Raw genomic sequence first — 20,032 nt, 5'->3', positions numbered from 1 at the left:
GGTTCATCTAGGCTCCTTCGTATGGAGTACTTCCAGTCTTTTCCCATACATATCTATAATGGTCTTGTTCAGTTTCATGATTTCATGGATTTCAAATTCCAGCGTATGCGCTGAATGTACTTCAAGCAGGATTTTCTCCTCCAGAACGGAAACCTTCTTCACATGAATGTCCTTTTTGCTGGAACTTAAGAGCTTTTCCGCAATACTGATGCAGATTCCGATATCGGAAATCATATCGATGTCCAGGCGATTGATGATCTGACCAAACTGAAGAAGGGGTGCATCTCGATGAATCCCGTCTGTAAAGGTGGCTGCCATGGCGGATTGTATGATCTCCCGATGGTCCATGCCGTTGATTTCCGAATTGGAAATGATGTAGAAATTGTGTTTGTGATGATTATAGTATCTCACGGACAGTCCCACATCTCTCAGCATGGAGCTGACTTTGATGATGTTCTCTGCGTTTTTCCACTGCTTGTGAACGCCGGAAAAACCGTCGTAGATGGCTTTGGTCAGGATGTAGAGGGACTTCGCCTTTTCCACATCCACATTGTGTATTCGGAGAATGTTCAGGATGGAACGGTCAATCATATCCGGAAGGGTTCCATAATTCCTGTCAATATAATCAAAAAGAAAACCCTCTCTGATTCCGGTACCGCTGACACGGATGCTTATGATCCGTGTCTTTCTGATCAGCGCATTCAGGATTGAAAGCGCTGCAGGCAGAATATCCGCTCTTTCTCTGTCAATTCCCTGAATGGTGTATCGCTGCTTCAGATTCTTTGTGATCATATTTCTGTACATGGATATCAGATCCAGGTCCTGCATGGTGTACTCATGAATGATGTTGATAGGGTAGCGCTTCTTCTTACGGTCTATTTTACTGATGGCTCTCGAGGACCCACCAAGAAGAATCATTTCATGAAAATTCTCTCCGGTCAGCCAGTCCACTTTATTCAGTTCCTCCATGACGTGCTTGTCGAGTCCTGTATGGTCTTCCTTCGTTACATGGTCCTCCAGGTGGAACTTTTCTGTCAGTGACAGGGTTCCGATTGGAAGACGATAACTTTCAATCAATGTGCCATCTTTCATCCATCCCAGCTGGGTGGAGGCTCCGCTTATATCTACAAGCAGAGAATTGTTGAGATTCATGGAGTTTTTCACGGCAAGATAATCCAGATGGATTTCCTGTCTGTTGGTCAGTTCTATGACGTTCAGATTCAGTTCTGACTCCAGTCTTTTTCTGATTTCATCCTTATTCGTAATATGCTCGAAAAATTCGGACAGGATCACATGAGGGTTTTCGGCCTCCATGGCATCAGAAAAGTCTTTGAAAAAACTCATTATTTTCAGAAGAGCATTCACTTTCTCCTCTTCAATCGCGAACTCCTCTTTCGTGTTTTTTCCTAACTTCAGGTTTTCCTTGAAAGATTCCAGAAGTCTGTAGCTTTTATCATCTTCAATTTTCCAGAGAGCATATCGGGTTGTATTACCACCTATATAGATCAATGCCAGTTTTTCCACTTCTTACCCCTCCTCTGTGAAATATCAATATTATACTACAAGAGAGGAAAGAGGAGTACAAGTTTCTTTGTGCAGATGTTGCGGGGCTATGGACGGGAGAGGATCTCTGTAGTAAAATAGATAAGATATAAATGGATTCATTGAATAGGTGATACATCTGAGAATCACTACAAGGAGGTAAACATTGGACTATAAGAAACTGATAGCGGACAGCATAAGCAGTGCACTGGAAATTGAGGCGGAAGACGTATTAAGATCCATAGAAATCCCACCGAAGCAGGAAATGGGAGACTTCGCATTTCCCTGTTTTCAGCTTGCCAAGACGCTTAGAAAAGCACCGAATATGATCGCGGTAGATCTGAAAGAAAAGCTGGATATACCGGAAATAGAAAGAGTGGAGGTCATGGGACCTTATGTGAATTTCTTTCTAAACAAGAGCATCTATCTTGAAGGGGTTGTGAAGAAGGTTCTGGAAGAACAGGCGGACTATGGCAGCTCAGAATCCGGAGAAGGTAAAACAGTTATCGTCGAGTATTCTTCGCCCAATATCGCGAAGCCTTTCCATGTAGGGCATCTGTTCACCACAGTCATCGGTAATTCTCTCAGCAGAATATTCAAATTCCAGGGATTCCATACGGAAAGAATCAATCATCTGGGTGACTGGGGAACCCAGTTCGGAAAGCTGATTTCCGGTTATGAAAGATGGGTGGACAAGGAAAAGCTTCAGAAGAGTCCCATTGAGGAGCTCAACAGAATTTATGTGAAATTCCACGAAGAAGCGGAGAAAGATCCGAGCCTTGATGATGAAGCCAGACAGCACTTCAAGAATCTGGAAGACGGCAAGGAGTACGAGTATAATCTCTGGAAGGAGTTCAGAGAGCTTTCCCTTATGGTCTTCGAGAGAGTGTACAGGGAGCTGGGTGTGGAATTTGATTCCTATGCAGGAGAGAGCTTCTATGGGGATAAGATGGATGAGGTTGTGGATATCCTGGAAGAAAAGGGCATCCTCACGGAAAGCAACGGCGCCAAGGTCGTGATGCTGGATGACTACAACATGCCTCCGACCATCATCAAGAAGGCGGATGGGGCAACCATCTATGCCACAAGAGACTTGGCTGCAGCCATCTACAGAAAAAGAACCTATGACTTCCATAAGAACATCTATGTCGTGGGAACTCCCCAGGCGCTGCACTTCAAGCAGGTGTTCAAGACCCTTAGTCTGGCAGGATTTGAGTGGGCGGATGACTGTGTCCATGTGGGCTTTGGCCTTGTGAAGTTCCCTGGGAAGATGATGTCTTCCAGAAAGGGAGATGTGGTCCTACTGGATGATCTTCTGAAGGAAGCGGTGGTCACAGCGGAAAAGATCATTCATGACAAGAATCCGAACCTGGCGGACAAGGAGAATGTGGCAAGAAAAGTCGGAATCGGCGCCATCATCTTCACCTATCTCAAGAACTCCAGAGAAAAGGACATCATCTTCAACTGGGATGAAATTCTTTCCTTTGACGGTGAAACCGGACCTTATGTTCAGTATACCTATGCCAGAGCAAAGAGCATACTGAGAAAGAACGAGAAGCCGGAGCAGGCGGACCTGACACTTCTATCCACCCAGGAAGAGTTTGAACTTTCCAAGACGCTGGAAGGATTCGGGAATGCGGTGAAAGTGGCCATGGAGAAGTATGAGCCTTCCGTGATCACACGATACGTTCTTCAGGTGGCAAAAGACTTCAACAAGTTCTACAACAACTGCCAGATCAACTCTGCAGAGGCAGAGCTGAAAAAGGCGAGACTGCAGCTTGTGGAGGCGACCACCATCGTCATCAGAAATGCGCTGGAACTTCTGGGGATCGAAACCGTAGAAGAAATGTAAAACAGAAACAGATAAAAAAGGATTGGCACAGTTCCATGGAGAACAATGCCAATCCTTTCCTTTTTTCCACTATACTATATATGAACATGCAGATAATGAAATGACTGGGAGGTATTATCATGAAATTTGATCCACTCTATATGCCCTATCACAGCAGAAGAATTCCCCTCAGCGGCAGAAATGGGGTTGTAGCCACATCCAATGCCCTGGCTTCGGAGGCAGGACTTGAAATCCTCAAAAAAGGAGGGAATGCTGTGGATGCGGCCATCGCGACAGCTGCCTGTCTCACAGTGGTGGAACCCACAGCCAATGGCATCGGGTCTGATAATTTCACATTGGTCTGGATGAAGGAGAAGCTCTATGGCTTAAACAGCAACGGTCCTTCTCCAGAAGGAATCACGCTGGAGAAGGTGAAGAAAAACCATGAATCCATGCCGGTCCATGGATGGACGCCGGTGACGGTTCCAGGCGCCCCCAAGGGCTGGGCAGAGCTGAGTAGAAGATTCGGAAATCTATCTCTTCTGGACTGCCTGATGCCTGCCATAAGCCATGCCGAGAACGGTTTCGCCGTGGCAGCGAACGTGGCTCATATGTGGAAGAGAGCCTTCCATAAATACAAGGAAATCTTCAAAGGAGATGCCCATGAGGAGTGGTTCAGAACCTTCACTGTAAACGGTGAAGCGCCGGAAGCTTTTGAAATCATGCGTCTTCCCGACCATGCAAGGACCCTGAGACTGATTGGGGAGACTGAGGGTGAAGCATTCTATACGGGAGAGCTGGCGGATAAGATGGAAGAAGATGCCAGAGCCCATGGCGGGTATTTAAGAAAGAGTGATCTGGCTTCTTTCTCTCCAGAATGGGTGACCCCACTGACAGTCAACTATCGGGGCTACGAAGTGGCGGAGCTTCCCCCCAGCGGTCAGGGCATGGTGGCGCTCATGGCGCTGAATACACTCTCCCGATTCCCGGTGGAAAATCGTGACGCAGAGTATTATCATCGTGCCATGGAGTCCATGAAGATGGCCTTTGCCGATGGAATGCATCACATCACGGACCCAAAGGACATGGAATTTGGCCCCTCTGATTTTCTTACAGAAGATTTTGCGAGAAGAAGAGCCGAAATGATCACAGAAGAAGCGCAGATCTTCACCCATGAAGATCCTTTCCAGAGCGGAACAGTGTATCTTGCCACGGCAGATAAGGAAGGCAACATGGTGTCCATGATCCAGTCCAATTATATGGGATTTGGAAGCGGCATCGTCGTGAAGGGCACGGGTATCTCCCTTCAGAACCGCGGAGCGGACTTCAAGCTGGATGAAAATCACAGAAATGTTCTGGCGCCGAAGAAAAGAACCTATCATACCATCATTCCAGGGATGCTTCTTAAAGACAGGAAGTGCATTGGAGTGTTCGGTGTCATGGGCGGATACATGCAGCCCCAGGGTCATCTTCAGGTCATGAGCAGTCTTCTGGATTTCAATCTCAATCCTCAGGCAGCACTGGATTGTCCCAGATGGCAGTGGGTGCGGGAAAAGAAGATCATGGTGGAGGACACCTTTGATGCTGAAATGATCGAAGAACTGAAGAAGAAAGGGCATGATATAACCGTGACGGAGGACAATTCGCACTTCGGTCGCGGGCAGATGATCCTGAAAATGCCAAATGGCGTCTATGTTGCGGGAACGGAATCCCGAACTGACGGTAACATCTCCCTCTACTGATGATCAGGTGAAAAGGAAGCTGGAAGGCTTCCTTTTTCAGTGAGAAAAATCATATATTATTGACCGTTCAAGTGATATAATAACCATTGCAGGATTAGAGAATCAAAGAGGTATTTAACATGATTGAAGTGAAGAATCTCACAAAAGAATTCAGAATGAATAAGAAGTATCCGGGGTTTAGGGGTGCGGTGAAATCTTTTTTCACCAGAGAGCAGACTGTGACCAGGGCAGTGGACGATGTGAGCTTTCATATTGATGAAGGGGAAGTCGTCGGGTATATCGGTGCCAACGGCGCAGGGAAATCCACAACCATCAAGATGATGACGGGTATTCTCACACCGACCTCAGGGGAGGTGCATGTCAATGGCATCATCCCCTATGAAAACAGGCAGAAGAACGCCATGGACATCGGTGTGGTCTTCGGACAGAAGACCCAGCTCTGGTGGGATCTTCCGTTGTCTGAAACCTTCACCCTGCTTCGTGACATCTACGAGGTGGATCAGAAGCGCTTTGCGTTCCAGATGGATTTTCTGAGTGAAGTGCTGGAGCTGAAGGATTTCATCCTTCAACCTGTGAGAACGCTCTCCCTTGGACAGAGAATGCGTGGAGATCTGGCAGCGGCGCTGATTCACAATCCGAAAGTGATCTATCTGGATGAGCCCACCATCGGACTGGATGTGGTGGTGAAGGAGAGTGTGAGAAAAGCCATCAGAAAAATCAACGAGACCTATGGCACTACAATCATACTCACAACCCATGATCTGATGGACATCGAGGAGCTTTCCAGTCGCATCATCATCATCGACAAAGGAAGAATGCTCTACGACGGTAATGCGAAGCATATCAAGGAAACCTATGGATACATGGCGGATATTGAAATACAGACTGTAAATGCCATCGATCTTTCCGAGGTTCAGTTCATCAAAGCGCTGGATCAGGAGTTCATCATGCTCCAGGCGGAAGAAAATCGTCTGAAGGTCCAGTTCAACAAGAATCGGACCACCACCACGGAAATCACAAAGAGGCTCATGGGGAAACTGGACATCACCGATTTCACCATCCACGAGCCTTCCATTGAAGATATTGTCAAAAAGATCTACAGAAACGAGGTGTGAGGAGTGAAACGGATCAAGGCATATCTGCCTTTCACCATAAATACCTTTCAGATGCTCCTTTCCTATAAGGCCAATGTGATCATCTTCATGCTTGGAGAATGGATGATGCTTACGGTGTCGTTTTTTCTGTGGAAAGCCATTTTCTCCAGTTCTCCGGATAAGGTGCTCAGAGGATTCACACTCAATGAGATGATTCTGTATATCATCATATCCTTTCTTACCACGCTGATCACATCGGTGGATATCTCTTTTGATATCTCCAGGGAAGTGAAAGACGGGACCATCGCCATCAATCTCATCAGACCCGTAAGCTATGAGAAGAGAATGCTCTTTCAGGCTTTTGGTGGTGTGCTCTATAATTTTCTCATCATTTTTGTTGGAGCCTTCACGGTGATCAATCTCATTGTGTACAGCAGTGAGGGTTTTTCTGGGGAGTACAACATTCCGCTGTATCTTCTCAGCATGGTCATGGGCATCTTCATCAATTTCTACTTCAGCTACAGTTTCGGACTGCTTTCGTTTAAACTAACCAATATGTGGGGTATGGCTCAGATCATGGGCGCGGTGATGCAGCTCCTATCCGGCGCGCTGATTCCTGTGGTGTTCTTTCCGGAGATGGTCAGAAACCTCATCACGCTTCTTCCTTTCAGCTCCATCATCTACACACCGACCATGATTTATCTTGGAAAGCTGCAGGGCATGGAAGCCTATGGAGCTCTGGGGATGCAGCTTTTCTGGATCATTGTGATGATTCTGGTCTCTAAAGTCATATGGAAATCCATGGTCCGCCATCTGACCATACTGGGAGGTTGACATGAGAAGATATGTCAGATTATACAATCAGTTTCTCAGGCAGTATCTGAAATCTCTTATGGAGTATCGTGCGGATTTCGTGTTCGGACTGATAGGATTCATTTTTGTTCAGCTTACCGGGGTGATCTTCATACAGCTGATCTTCAGCAGCATACCTTCTCTGGATGGATGGAGTTATGATGAAGTGCTCTTCATTTATGGCCTGGCTCAGGTGCCCAGAGGCATCGATCATGTGTTTACGGACAATCTGTGGATACTCAGCGGAAGAATCATTCTCCAGGGGGGGTTCGACAAGTATCTGCTGAGACCACTGAATCCCTTGTTCCATCTGCTGGCGGAGAGGTTTCAGCCTGATGGGTTCGGGGAAATCATCATAGGGGTACTGCTTATGTTCACATCCTGGAGAAGGCTTCAGTTTGACATGACACCGCTGAAGCTGCTGGCCCTATTTTCAACCATCCTTTTCGCCACGCTGATCTATACAGCCATAAAACTTGCCGTAGCAAGTATTTCCTTCTGGATCAAGTTCGCACAGTCCTATCTCTATATGACCTACCAGCTGAGCACCTTCACCAAGTATCCTTTATCCATCTATCCGAAGGCGGTGAAGTTCATATTGACCTTTCTCATTCCCTTCGCTTTCACAGGGTATTATCCTGGTGCTTATTTTCTTGGAAGAGAGAACTTCTGGAATGGGATTCTTCTCACACATATCGTAAGTCTCTTCAGCATTACCATCGCATATGTAATCTGGCTGCAGGGTCTTAAGAAATATGAAAGTTCCGGCTCATAGAAAAATCGGCAGGTGAAAGCACATCTGCTGATTTTTCATTTTCTTCAGATGCTGAAGGGAATCTATCTCGTGAGGAACAATAGGATGGAATATTCCAGTCATCATTCGTTAAAGAAGTATCCACCTTAATATTATTAAGTGAAGGTCGCGAAAATACCTGAGTGAGTCGGTTAATGACTAATTAAGTTAATTGATGAAATGGGTGAAAAGGAGATTACCGGACGCTTCCGGTTTATATGTCTTAAGATTATTATTCTGAAATCGTTGTGATGAAAGAATAGTTAAGTGAAGCTCCTGTAAATATTTTTATCCTGAGAAAGTGGCTGATTATAATATACGGGAAGTTTTATTCTGTGGTAGTCTTTTCTTGTTGATTTTTAATCTTGATTACTGGAGGAGTTACCATGAGAAAAGACCTTATCTATACTTTTCATAAAAATGATCTGGCCAAGGAGGTGCTCATCGGAAAGCTGAAGGAGCATCCGGAGATTCGGTTCGTGTCTCTGGCTGCAGTGGATCTCATCGGCCATGAGACGGACACGAAAATCCCGGTGAGCTTATTCATTGAAGACATTGACAACTATCTCTACGGATTTGCGGCGCAGACGGACGGTTCTTCTGTATTTCTTCCCAAAATCGCCACACTGAACAATGCGAAAGTGAACATGAAAGCGGATACCGAGGTGAAGTGGTTTGTGGAGTATAATGAGTCGCTGACGGACGTGGATACAGGAAAACCTGTGGGTACGCTGAAGATTCCATGTTTCCTCTATCATGATGGCATCCCGGTGGACTCCAGACACATCCTCACCGAAGCGGAGAAAAGCTTCAGGAAGCATATCCTGGAAGCGTTCAGCGAAAGTACGCAGCTGCAGAAGGAATTCGGATTCACCAGTGAAGACATCGAGAAGGTGGACATCACTTCCGCAACAGAGCTGGAATTCTGGGTGAAATCACCAGATACTTCAGGAGACATTGAAGCTTTGAGCACTTCACAGGAGCTCAAAGAGCAGTACTGGAGCAAAACCAGAGGTGCAGTGAGAAGTGCTGTGGAAGAAACACTGATTCTCATGGAACTTTACGGCATCAAGCCCGAAATGGGCCATAAGGAAGTTGGTGGGGTCCGTGCGAAACTGAACAACGACGGAAGATTCGAAGGCGTTCTGGAACAGCTAGAAATAGACTGGAAGTACGCCAGTCCCAAGCAGACTGGTGACTACGAGCTTTTCGTGAGAAATCTGGTTCGAGAAGTGTTCATACGGTATGGACTGGAAGTGACTTTTCTCGCAAAACCCCTGGACCGGATAGCCGGTAGTGGGGAACATACCCACATCAGTGCATCCGTGAAGCTGAAAAACGGCAAAAGAGTCAATCTTTTTCATACCACCGCCAAGGATTTCATGAGCTCCATCGGTTATGGTTCGCTTATGGGCATTCTGAAGAACTATGAAGTGATCAATCCTTTCGTGACATCCTCCAACGAAGCCTTCAAGCGGCTGAAGAAAGGATACGAGGCACCAATCTCCATCGTGTCTTCACTGGGCTATGAGCCTCATATCCCTTCCAGAAACCGAACGATCCTCATCGGTCTCATCAGAGACGAAAACAGTCCTCTGGCGACGAGGTTTGAGCTCCGTTCACCAAACCCTCATACCAACACGTTCCTGTGCATCTCTTCCATGCTCATGGCCATGACCGACGGAATCCTTTATGCTAAGGATAAGACCTGTGAAGCGCTTCTTAAAGAGCTTTCCAAGGAGCCAGGAGAACCTGCGGACTATCTGGACAGAGAAAGAGCATACAGAACGGAAAAAGATGTCTTCGATGATTTTACAGATGAGGAGAGAGAGCGCTATTTCGGAGTGGCTCCTGAAACGGTCTATGAGAACATCAAAGCCTTCCATCTGTATCCTGAAAAAGTGGACGTGCTGAAGAGAGATGATGTGTTCAGCGAAAAAATCATCGACAGCTACGCGGCAGGTCTCTTGTACAAATGGTACACGGAAATCGACCATAGAATGATTCCAAGCTTCATCAGTGAGATCAGAAGATGTCGGAAGTTCCACAAAGATGGCGTATTCCTGGATGACAGAGCCAACTGGGACCGCGTGGAGAGACTGAAGATCGCGCTTATGAAGAACACGGATAAGAGCAAGGGGATCTTCAACTACATGAGAGAAGCTCTGGAGAAGGAGGACTACGATGTTCTGTCTGATACGCAGAAGGTCATGTACGAGAAGATCAGCGAACTGAGGCAGGCGTATAAGGAATACAAAGATAATCTGATGGATATCTGCTAAGCGTGAATAGAGAAGGGTCTGCTGATGATGGATAACCATCCTCGCGGACCCTTCTTAACATGGTTTTAACAGGGGTTTTCCATAGAACCTGATATACTGAAAAGAAAAAGGACTGATGTAATTTGAAACCGAAAGTCGCATTCGTATGCGTTCATAACTCCTGTAGAAGCCAGATGGCGGAAGCTTTGGGAAAAGCACTGGCAGGAGATGTATTTGAATCCTACTCTGCAGGAACAGAAACGAAACCTAAGATCAATCAGGACGCGGTGCGAATCATGAAAAGCATTTACGGCATAGACATGGAAGCGACACAGCATTCCAAGCTCATAGACGATCTGCCTGAAAATGTGGATGTGGTCATCACCATGGGCTGTAATGTGGAATGCCCTTATCTTCCTTCCAGGCACCGTGAGGACTGGGGGCTGGATGATCCGTCCGGCCAGTCGGATGATGCGTTCATACTGACTGCCCAGATCATCGAAGAGAAAGTCAGGGAGCTGAAAACCCGTATCGAAACAGGCGAAATATTTACATAGGATCGAAAAGGTGTGGAGAGTTTCACATCTTTTTTCTATGGCTCTTCTGAGGGAAAATGGAGGATCGAGGAGTACGGCCATGACAGATTCAGCTGGGACAGATAAAAGGATATTGTTAAATTTTGACATATTCCGGGGGATTCACTATAATATTCTTATCGGACAAAAAGATTGTATACAATCAAATCAAATCAAAGGATGAGGTATTATGGTAAAGTATAGATTGAAGATCACGGATATTGTGGAAGAAGCCTTCGGCACACGCACCTATTTCATGGATATGCCGGAGGATTTTCTCTGGGATGAGGGCTCCCATGCACACATCGGACTGGCTGGATATGATGCGGGCGAAAAACCTGTTTCAGCCTGGGTAAGACATATGTCCATCATGACCCTGCCTGAGGAAAAGAAAATCGGGTTCACCACTCGTAAAAGAGAAAACTGCTCAGAGTTCAAGGAGAAGCTTTTCGAGTCCAAGGTGGGAGATGAAATCGTGGTCTTCAAGCCGGGTTCCAGAATGGGGCTTCGAAGAGAAAAAAGACCAGTGGTCCTGATTTCCATGGGCGTGGGCATCGCCACCATGAGGCCGCTGGTACTGGCCTATAATAAGGACAGAACAGACATACCAGAGGTCATGAACATCAACGTAGACGCTTCCGGAGAATTTCTTTATCGAAGCCATCTGGATCGGATTTCCTGTGAGAGTTACTGCAATGTCTGGCTTGATGGAAGGGAGAAGCTCCATGCACTGATGGAAGGCGCAGCCATGCCTGATAATGCCGTCTATTATCTGGTGGGCAGTGATTCCTTCCTTATCGATCTCATCCATAGACTGGGGACAAAGGGTGTTCTGATTGAAGACATCATGATCGATAAGAAGCCGGAATTCATGTCGAGATTTCTCATGATCAGCCCCGGCGAGTTCAATGTTCTGCTGTGAATAATTAAGAAAAATATAAAAGAAATAGTGTGAAGCTATTTCTTTTTTTATGGGAAGATGAAACCAGAAATGAAATGGTACGATATAATAAGAACAGGTGAAGGGGTGCAATATGATGAAAAAAGTCATAACGGTCGTGACCATAACCATGCTTCTGCTTTTCATAGGCGTCTATTACTTTTTCTATGACATGAGCCATTTTTCCGGGGGGACCCTCATTGCCGAAGAAACCTCCCCGGATGGAACCTATACGGTGAAGGCCTATCTAGGGGAACACGGCGCCACGGTGGCAGATACGGTCCGAGGAGAGCTAGTGTTTAATGAGATGGGGAGAAGACCGAAGAACATCTACTGGAACTACAGAGAAGAGGAAGCGGACATGTACTGGGTGGATGAAGATACGGTGGTGATCAACGGCATAGAGCTCACGGTTCCATCGGAGATCTATGACTTCAGAAGAGACGAAGGCAGGGAATAGTTGCGAAAGAGAAGGCAGAATGATAGGGAGGAAATGATGAAATTCACTTATGGAAAACGAGACTGGAAAACACTGAGAAGGGGACAGGAAAACTGCTATCTTCTGACCAACAGGAAAGGGGGATATTCATCGCTCAGTATGGTGGGCTCAGCTACAAGAAATGAACATGTTCTCTTCATGGCTTCCGTGAAAGCACCCAATAACTGGGTACAGCTTATTTCTGGTCTGGAAGAAATCATCAGCGTCGATGGCCAGGAAACGACTCTTAGAAGCCAGGAATATGTGGGTTACACAAAGAATAAGGAAGGATTCCGTCATCTGGACGGATTTTTCATGGATGATTTTCCTGTATGGAAGTATCGGTTTCAGGGTGTATCTCTGGAGAAAACCATTGTGATGAAATATGAGGAGAATCTGGTGCTTGTGTCTTATGAAATGGAAAATCATAGCGGCAAGGATGTGGAAATCAAGGTGAAGCCATGGATGAGATTCACACCGAAAGGGACCATGCCGATGAAGGGGCAGACGGCTGAAATCTCTGATGATCATATCGTCAGTGGTGACTATACGCTCTTCTACAGAACCGATGGAGCGGTAAGGAAGACTAATGTCCTGTGGGAAGGGGATCTCTACTTTCAAGAGGATGCGAAGGATGAGAGAGAGGCCATCGGATCACAGTTTTCAGACCATGAGTACTATTACAGCCTGCATCCGGAAGAAAAGAGAACAGCTTATATTCTGTACAGCCTCCATGAAATCAGCGATGACCCCAATGAAATCACCACTTTAGAGAGGGAACGGAAGCAGCACCTGGTGGAAGCTTCCGGGATGCAATCGGATCTGGGCAGGCAGCTGGCCATAGCCTCAGATGCCTACGTTGTGGATCGGGCATCCGTTTCTGGCAGAACCATCATTGCGGGATATCCTTTTTTTGGAGACTGGGGCAGAGACACCATGATTGCTGTCATGGGATGCTGCATCTCAACCGGCAGGAAAGAGGATGCTGAAAGCATTTTCCGCAGTTTCATGAAATACATGAGAAAAGGAATCATGCCCAATATGTTTCCTGAAGGGGAGAAGGAGCCCATGTATAACACGGTGGATGCTTCCCTTCTCTTCATCTATGCGGTCTATGAATACTATCAGGCGTTCAGGGACCTGGAGTTTGTGAAAGAAGCCATGCCTAAAATGATGGAGATCATCGACTGGTACAGGAAGGGAACCGATTTTCATATAAGGATGGAGGAAGATCATCTCATTTCTGCAGGCAGCGGTCTGGAGCAGGTGACCTGGATGGACATCAGAGTAGAGGATCACCTTCCTACGCCAAGACATGGAAAGCCGGTGGAAATCAACGCCTACTGGTACAATGATCTGAAGATCATGGAATATTTCTCGGGGCTTCTGAAGCACGAACGCATGCAGGAGTATGGCATGCTTGCGGATCGAGTGAAAGAGTCCTTTCTGGAGAAGTTCTGGAATGATGAGGAAGGATGCCTGAAAGACGTTGTATCCGGAACAGAATCGGATCATCAGGTGAGATGCAATCAGATATGGGCAGTTTCGGTTCCCTTTGGCATGCTGAGCAGAGAGCAGGAAAGAAGAGTTGTAGAGAAAGTCTACCAGAAGTTGTATACACCCTATGGCCTGCGTTCCCTGTCACCGGAGGATCCGCAGTATCGTCCTTTCTATGGGGGCTCCTTGTGGGACAGAGACACGGCTTATCATCAGGGAACAGTCTGGGCTTTTCCCCTTGGCGCATACTATCTGGCCTATCTCAAGGTGAACGACGATTCCTGTGCTGCAAAAGAGAAGGTTATAGAGGATATGGATCTTCTGGAAGGCACCTTGAGAGAAGGGTGCATCGGCCAGATTGCTGAGATATTCGATGGAGAGGATCCACAGACATCCAAAGGGTGCTTCGCCCAGGCGTGGAGTGTGAGCGAACTTCTGAGAGCGCTGAAGAAAGCGGAACAGAAAGAATAATTATGCATATTTTGCACGGAAAAAGAATAATTATTTATGATTTTACGAGAAAAGGAGAGAAATAGAGATAATTATACATAGGAGAAGCAGGGAAGAGCCATTTCTCTTTCTCCGCCCTTTAAATTATCAGTAAATTCTGCTATCATATAAATAAGCTCCAAGGAATACCTAAGACGGAAAGCTTACGGAAGCTGTATTCAGAAACAAAACTTAATAGGAAACTTAGATACGGTAGACCCAAAATCTGCTATACCTGAAAAGTGAAAGAGAAAAATCGACTTACCATATGTCCAGAAACATTGAACAATATACACAAGAAAGTAAAAAATCTAGTATATCCAGAAATGGAAAAAGACTATAGTAAACAATTAGTACCAAGTATCTTAGCAGATGAAGTATTTAAGAAAATGACTATTTAAGTGGAAACGAAGAACATGGCAGAACTAAGAAGGAACTCGATGAAGGTTCGTTGGAGCTCCCTTATGCTCAAAAACAAGAGGCAATCTCTATGGAGAAAGCCTCTTGTTTTTTGAGCATTTTCTATTTTCTGTATTCCACAATCTCTCTGAGATTGCGATATCTTTCATTGTAGTCCAGTCCGTAACCCACAACAAAGAGATCGGGCATGGTGAAGCAGATATGGTGAATGTCGAAATTCAGCAGTCTCTTTGCAGGGTTGTCCAGAAGGGTACAGACCCGAAGGCTTTTAGGCTGGAAGGACTCCAGATGCTGCAGGACATATCCGATGGTCAGACCCGTACCGACCACATCCTCCAGAAGGAGGACGTTTCTGCCTGTGATGTCCAGATCAAGATCCTTGATATAGGTGACCACTCGATGCTTTTCCTGATCCTTTTTGACACCGATGGAAAGAAAATCCAGCTTGACGGGCATGGTGAGATGTCTTGTAAGATCTGAGAGAAAATAGATAGACCCTTTGAGAATACTGATGATGATGAGCTCCTCATCCTTATAATAGGCATTGATTTCCTCTGCAGTTTCCTGAACTCTTTTTCTGATTTCGTCCTCCGTGAAGATTGTTTTACCAAGATTATTCATCTACAGGCCCCCCCCATTGCGCAAATCGCTCCACCAGACTGTGAAAATCGTTCTTATATACGATGCTGATATTTGTTCCCGGATAGAGTTTCTTCAGCAGCGCCATCTTCTTTCTCTTGATGGCGGTGTACTTCTGGTTCATGATGGTGAGTTCGATATAGGTGTTGAAGCGAGGCAGATAGAAGTCCGGAGAGAAAGCCTGGGTGATGTTTCCTTCCGAATCCCATTTCAAAGGGAAGGTGCGAGGCTCGTATTCCCACTCCAGGTTATACAAGTCAAGGACCTTTGCAAACTCTTCTTCGGACTCGTTCTTGAAGTGGATCTCCTGAGGCTGGTCATCTTCCTCACTATCGTTTCTGTGTGCGGTGCTTTTGTGAAACAGATCAAGAATCATACTGATGGCTTCCCTGGTGTCTACTTTGTCCGTATTGATGGTCAGGTGGTAGAGGAGGGGATCCATCCAGTCGGTGCCATACAGGAGCTGAATGTATCGTCTGTGTCTTCGGTCGGTGTGCTCCAGAATCTTCTCCGCATCCTCACGGGAAAGTCTGCTGCGACGGATCATCCGATCCATGCGAACCATCTTGGACCCTGTGATTTTCACGTGCAGAGCATCCTTGTGATCCTGGAAGATCAGCTGGGAACCCAGACCGCTGATGACCGCCGTTTCCTTCTCAACAACTTCTTGAAGCTTCTTTTCCAGAAAATCCTGAAAGGAAGTTCCACTTACGGAGGTCTTCAGGTAGTATCCGGGACTTTCGGAAAGCATGTGCAGCTCATGGGCATTGGCGATTTCAGGGTACCAGTTCTTCAGTGCAGAATCTCTGGTGATATGCTGTGCATGAAGCGCTTCAGCAAGACCTTTCGCAATATCATCGCCTAAACTTCCCGTATCTCTTGATAGGGTCACAAATTTCAATTGGATCACCGCCTTGATGTTTCATTGTTATTCTAATTCTATCATGAAACCGGCCATTTTTGATAGGCTCCTTGCGTAAAGAGCAGGCTGCACACCCATCAATGTAAATGCATTAAAAAGGAACGATTCCTGCGAGAATCGCTCCTGACCATTACTTTATATTCTAATTGTCTGCTGTTTTCTTTTCTTCCTCACGATTTATGAATTCTATGCCCATGGCTCTTTCCGGAGTATAGATGGAACAGTCCGTATCACAGGTTCTGCATGTACTGCAGTCCGCATTCTTGGTGGCTCTGATCTTCTTCATGAGAAAAAAGAGTGCAGCAGCTACAATTCCTATGGTTATGATGATTTCCATTACATCCTCCTATAAGAACAGTGAACCGATCTGGAATACCAGAAGGGACATCACCCAAGCAACACCAAAGTAGAAGAAGGAGCTGAAAACGGCGAATCTGGCTCCATATTCCTTTTTGATTGTTGCGATGGTAGCGACGCAAGGGGTATACAGAAGAACGAAAACCAGAAAACTGGCTGCGGTCAGCTGTGTAAACAGGGTAGGAAGGATCATGCCCAGATCTCCACCGTAGATGACCCCCATGGTGGATAAAACCACTTCCTTGGCCATGATTCCTGTAACAAGGGATACAGCGGCTTCCCAGGTGCCGAATCCCAGAGGAGCAAAGATCGGTGCAAGTAGGGAACCGAACCCTGCCAGGAAACTGTCTCCCATCTCTGAAAGTCCACCTGCATTGAAGTTAGACAGGAACCAGACGAATACGGAAAGGGAGAAAATGATGGTGGATGCCTTACGGATGAAACCTTTTCCTTTGTCCCATGTGCTGCTTGCCACCAGACCGAAGGAAGGCACTTTATATTCAGGCAGTTCGATGATGAAGGGCTCTTCATCCTTCTTGAAGATCGTGGTTTTCAGAAGCATGCCCATGATTATGGCCACAAGTCCTCCAAAGAGGTAGAGGCCCATGACTGCGAGCTCCGCATGATTCCTGAAGAAGATGGTTCCGAAAAGGATGTACACAGGAAGCTTTGCGTTGCAGGACATGAAAGGAGCCAGCAGAGCGGTGAGCTTTCTGTCCTTCTCACTTTCAAGGGTTCTGGCGGCCATGATGGCAGGAACGGTGCATCCGAATCCCATGAGGATGGGAATGAATGCTTTTCCTGAAAGGCCGATCTTTCGCATGAGCTTGTCCATGATGAATGCACCACGTGCCATGTATCCGGAATCTTCCAGAATGGATATGGCGGCAAACATCACCATGATGATGGGAAGAAAGACCAGTATCGCACCCACACCACCGATGATTCCGTCGATGATCAGGGACTGGAACCAGGGGCTGCTTGTGGAAAGGATTCCTGTCATGAAGTCAGAGATTCCTGTGAGCACATAGGCGTCCAGAAGATCTGAAAGGGGAGCGCCCACCCAGCTGAATGTCAGCTTAAATACCAGATAGATCATCAGGATAAAAATGGGGTAGGCCAGTATGGGGTTCAGAACGACTTTGTCGATTTTTCTTGTCACCGACTGGGACTCCTTGACCATCTTTGATGCTTTTGAAAGGATTTTGTTGATTTCCTCATAGGCAGTTTTTTCATCCGGAAAATCTCCCAGTTTCGGCTTCGTAAAAATGTCCTTTTCTTCAAGAGCCTCCTTGAGTTTTTCGATTCCCTGGCCCTTTGTGGCCATGATGGGGATCACTCTGATGCCAAGCTCTTCCTCCAGAATTTCCGGATTGATGTCCATACCCTTCAGATCGGCGATATCCAGCATATTCATTGCGATGATCACTGGAATATTGTATTTGAGAATCTGAGTGGTGAGATACAGGTTTCTTTCCAGATTGGATGCATCCACAATATTGAGAATCAGATCCGGCTTTCCGTTTTCAAGAAAATCCTTGGAAACTTTCTCCTCATTAGAATAGGTATCTAATGCATAGATACCTGGTAAATCCGTTACTTTTATATCATTATGGTAACCCTCTTTTTTCTCCACGGTCACACCTGGCCAGTTACCGACATACTGGTTGGACCCGGTGAGCAGGTTGAAAAGAGTGGTTTTCCCTACGTTAGGGTTACCGATTAACGCAATATTTTTCATTAAAAAGAAGCCTCCACCATTATGCTGCCGGCATCTTTCTTTCTTATAGCCATGCTCGAACCTCTGAGAGATAACACGATGGGATCTCCGAAAGGAGCTCTGTTTACTACCTCGATCTGACAGCCTTCTGTACAGCCCAGGGCAGATAATCTCTTCACCAGCTTCTCATCACCAAAGACATTTCGCACAAACGCCTTTTCTCCGAGCTTTAAATCATTCACACACATATTCTACACCGTCCTATTGAAAATCATTATCAATTACTAGAATATTATATTACTTTGTGGCTTATGAGTCAACAGCATATTGAAATGTCAGAAAATTAACAAACAGAAATTCTATGGATACATCAAAAGATACGCTATAATATGAATAACAGGAAGAAATATGGTATCATTGATTCTATAATTTCAATGTTTTCATTATTTTTCAGAATAGGATTATTATCATTTGGAGGTTGTATATGGGGATCAAGGCTGTCGTTTTTGACCTGGATGGAGTTTTGGTCAACACGGACAGATTTCATTATCTTGCGTGGAAGAGAATACTGTGGGAACTGGGGAAAGAGTTTTCTGTTGAGGACAATGAACAGATCAAGGGGGTTGCACGTTCAAAGTCTCTGGAGATTCTCCTGCAGATGAAGAATATCACCATGAGTGAAGTGGAGAAGATGCGGGTCCTTCGAAAAAAGAACAATCTGTATCTCGAATATATCACAGAAATCGATGAGGAGTATCTGCTGGAAGGCGTGGAGGAGTTTCTGGAACTGCTGAAGTTCAACGGACTAAGAACAGCCATCGCCTCCACCAGCGACAATACTTCTCTGGTGCTGGAAATGACGGGGCTGAAGAAATACTTTGATGTGATCATCGACGGTCACAAAGTGAAAGCGCCAAAGCCCAATCCGGAAGTGTATCTTGTATGCGCCATGGAACTTCAGATAGAACCGGATGAATGCGCTGTCTTTGAGGACAGCAGGGCAGGTGTGCTGTCGGCGAAACGGGCTGGGATGAAAGTGGTGGCGGTCAGTGGACGAATCATAGGTGAAGCGGATAAGTGCATAGAGAGCCTGAAAAATCTGGATATGAACATTCTGGATTTCCAGTGAAGAATGATGAGGAGGGACCTTTCATGAAAACAGCAGCTTTTTTCGATATCGATGGAACACTTTATAGAGAAGTGTTCATGAAGGAACTTTTCAAGAGAATGATCCGGAGTGAAATCATCAAGGAAGAGGACTGGTTCACTCAGGTGAAACCCTACTATGACAAGTATGATCGAAGAGTAGGGTCCTATGATGACTATCTGATCAAGATGGCGAATATCTATACGTTAGCGATCAAAGGATATCATCGCAGTTTCATCGAACACATCATTCATAATGTGGTACGGGATATGGGGCTTCGAAACTATCTCTTCACCAGAAATAGAATCAAATGGCACAAAAATGAAGGCCACAAGGTCCTCACTATATCAGGCAGCCCCATCGAGCTTGTCAGAGAGATGGCCAGTCTTCATGATTTCGACGACTATAGAGGATCCATTTATCCCATGGATGAAAAGGAGCGCTATACCGGTGAAGTCCTGCCCATGTGGGATGGAAACTCGAAGCAGAATGCCATCTTCGAATTCAGAGATCTCTACGACATCGATCTTGAGGCCTCTTATGCCTATGGGGATACAGCGGGGGATTTCACCATGTTCAAACTGGTGGGGCATCCGGTGCTTGTGAACCCCACAAGAGAACTGGTGAATCTGGTGCTTCAGGATCCGGAAGTGAGAAAGAAGGCGGAAGTAGCGGTGGAAAGAAAGGATATCATCTATCATGTGAAGATTGATGATCTAGACATAGATTAATT

The 20,032-nt window shown here is 46.0% G+C and carries 18 protein-coding genes; 12 read left to right on the top strand and 6 right to left on the bottom strand.

What is annotated here, in order from left to right:
* Positions 1-3: 3 nt before the first annotated feature.
* Entirely contained in the window at positions 4-1,524 is a 1,521-nt protein-coding gene (locus J3A84_RS02405; protein WP_207598392.1) for a Ppx/GppA phosphatase family protein, read from the bottom strand.
* 184 nt (positions 1,525-1,708) lie between these two features.
* Here J3A84_RS02405 and argS point away from each other — a divergent pair, with 184 nt between their 5' ends.
* The 10 genes from argS (at position 1,709) to J3A84_RS02355 (ending at position 14,076) form a co-directional block, all read left to right on the top strand.
* Positions 1,709-3,394, top strand: a complete 1,686-nt coding sequence (gene argS / locus J3A84_RS02400; RefSeq protein WP_207598391.1) for an arginine--tRNA ligase — start codon at positions 1,709-1,711, stop codon at positions 3,392-3,394.
* Between the two features lie 119 nt (positions 3,395-3,513).
* The gene (locus J3A84_RS02395; RefSeq protein ID WP_207598390.1) at positions 3,514-5,115 is read left to right on the top strand and encodes a gamma-glutamyltransferase family protein; all 1,602 of its coding nucleotides are present in this window, start codon (positions 3,514-3,516) and stop codon (positions 5,113-5,115) included.
* A gap of 119 nt (positions 5,116-5,234) precedes the next feature.
* Positions 5,235-6,230, top strand: coding sequence for an ABC transporter ATP-binding protein (locus J3A84_RS02390; RefSeq protein ID WP_207598389.1), 996 nt, complete (start codon positions 5,235-5,237; stop codon positions 6,228-6,230).
* Between the two features lie 3 nt (positions 6,231-6,233).
* Entirely contained in the window at positions 6,234-7,043 is an 810-nt protein-coding gene (locus J3A84_RS02385) for an ABC transporter permease (RefSeq protein ID WP_342590926.1), read from the top strand.
* A 1-nt stretch (position 7,044) separates the two neighbouring features.
* A complete protein-coding gene (locus J3A84_RS02380) occupies positions 7,045-7,836 on the top strand; it encodes an ABC transporter permease (RefSeq protein ID WP_207598388.1) in 792 nt (263 codons plus the stop codon).
* A gap of 404 nt (positions 7,837-8,240) precedes the next feature.
* Positions 8,241-10,136, top strand: a complete 1,896-nt coding sequence (locus J3A84_RS02375) for a type I glutamate--ammonia ligase (RefSeq protein WP_207598387.1) — start codon at positions 8,241-8,243, stop codon at positions 10,134-10,136.
* A gap of 122 nt (positions 10,137-10,258) precedes the next feature.
* The gene (locus J3A84_RS02370; RefSeq protein ID WP_207598386.1) at positions 10,259-10,672 is read left to right on the top strand and encodes an arsenate reductase ArsC; all 414 of its coding nucleotides are present in this window, start codon (positions 10,259-10,261) and stop codon (positions 10,670-10,672) included.
* A gap of 208 nt (positions 10,673-10,880) precedes the next feature.
* Positions 10,881-11,612 carry a ferredoxin reductase domain-containing protein gene (locus J3A84_RS02365; protein ID WP_207598385.1) on the top strand — a complete coding sequence of 244 codons (732 nt, stop codon included), beginning with the start codon at positions 10,881-10,883 and terminating at the stop codon, positions 11,610-11,612.
* Between the two features lie 115 nt (positions 11,613-11,727).
* Positions 11,728-12,090: a DUF5412 domain-containing protein gene (locus tag J3A84_RS02360; RefSeq protein WP_207598384.1), complete on the top strand. Its 363-nt coding sequence runs from the start codon at positions 11,728-11,730 to the stop codon at positions 12,088-12,090.
* A 36-nt stretch (positions 12,091-12,126) separates the two neighbouring features.
* Positions 12,127-14,076 carry an amylo-alpha-1,6-glucosidase gene (locus J3A84_RS02355; protein ID WP_207598383.1) on the top strand — a complete coding sequence of 650 codons (1,950 nt, stop codon included), beginning with the start codon at positions 12,127-12,129 and terminating at the stop codon, positions 14,074-14,076.
* A gap of 540 nt (positions 14,077-14,616) precedes the next feature.
* On the opposite strand, the gene hpt is transcribed toward J3A84_RS02355, so the two are convergent.
* The 5 genes from hpt to J3A84_RS02330 all read right to left on the bottom strand — a co-directional run bounded on the left by hpt (position 14,617) and on the right by J3A84_RS02330 (position 18,400).
* Positions 14,617-15,135: a hypoxanthine phosphoribosyltransferase gene (gene hpt / locus J3A84_RS02350; RefSeq protein WP_242693927.1), complete on the bottom strand. Its 519-nt coding sequence runs from the start codon at positions 15,133-15,135 to the stop codon at positions 14,617-14,619.
* Positions 15,128-16,045, bottom strand: coding sequence for a cytidylate kinase family protein (locus J3A84_RS02345; protein WP_342590933.1), 918 nt, complete (start codon positions 16,043-16,045; stop codon positions 15,128-15,130). The genes hpt and J3A84_RS02345 overlap by 8 nt, the downstream gene beginning before the upstream one ends.
* A gap of 172 nt (positions 16,046-16,217) precedes the next feature.
* Entirely contained in the window at positions 16,218-16,412 is a 195-nt protein-coding gene (locus J3A84_RS02340; protein WP_207598382.1) for a FeoB-associated Cys-rich membrane protein, read from the bottom strand.
* Positions 16,413-16,421: 9 nt separating this feature from the next.
* Complete coding sequence (feoB, locus tag J3A84_RS02335) at positions 16,422-18,173, bottom strand: ferrous iron transport protein B (RefSeq protein ID WP_207598381.1); 1,752 nt, start codon at positions 18,171-18,173, stop codon at positions 16,422-16,424.
* Positions 18,173-18,400 carry a FeoA family protein gene (locus tag J3A84_RS02330; RefSeq protein ID WP_207598380.1) on the bottom strand — a complete coding sequence of 76 codons (228 nt, stop codon included), beginning with the start codon at positions 18,398-18,400 and terminating at the stop codon, positions 18,173-18,175. Before J3A84_RS02330 ends, feoB begins: the two co-directional genes overlap by 1 nt.
* 236 nt (positions 18,401-18,636) lie before the next feature.
* On the opposite strand from J3A84_RS02330, the gene pgmB reads away from it, so the two are divergent.
* Together pgmB and J3A84_RS02320 are read left to right on the top strand one after the other, a co-directional pair.
* Positions 18,637-19,281: a beta-phosphoglucomutase gene (pgmB, locus tag J3A84_RS02325; protein WP_207598379.1), complete on the top strand. Its 645-nt coding sequence runs from the start codon at positions 18,637-18,639 to the stop codon at positions 19,279-19,281.
* Between the two features lie 23 nt (positions 19,282-19,304).
* Positions 19,305-20,030 (top strand): HAD-IB family hydrolase, encoded by a 726-nt coding sequence (locus J3A84_RS02320; RefSeq protein ID WP_207598378.1) that lies wholly within the window; start codon positions 19,305-19,307, stop codon positions 20,028-20,030.
* Positions 20,031-20,032: the final 2 nt, after the last annotated feature.

The organism is Proteiniclasticum aestuarii (assembly GCF_017368455.1).
Classification (GTDB): Bacteria; Bacillota; Clostridia; order Clostridiales; family Clostridiaceae; genus Proteiniclasticum; species Proteiniclasticum aestuarii.
This window is presented reverse-complemented; position numbering and strand designations above follow the sequence as displayed.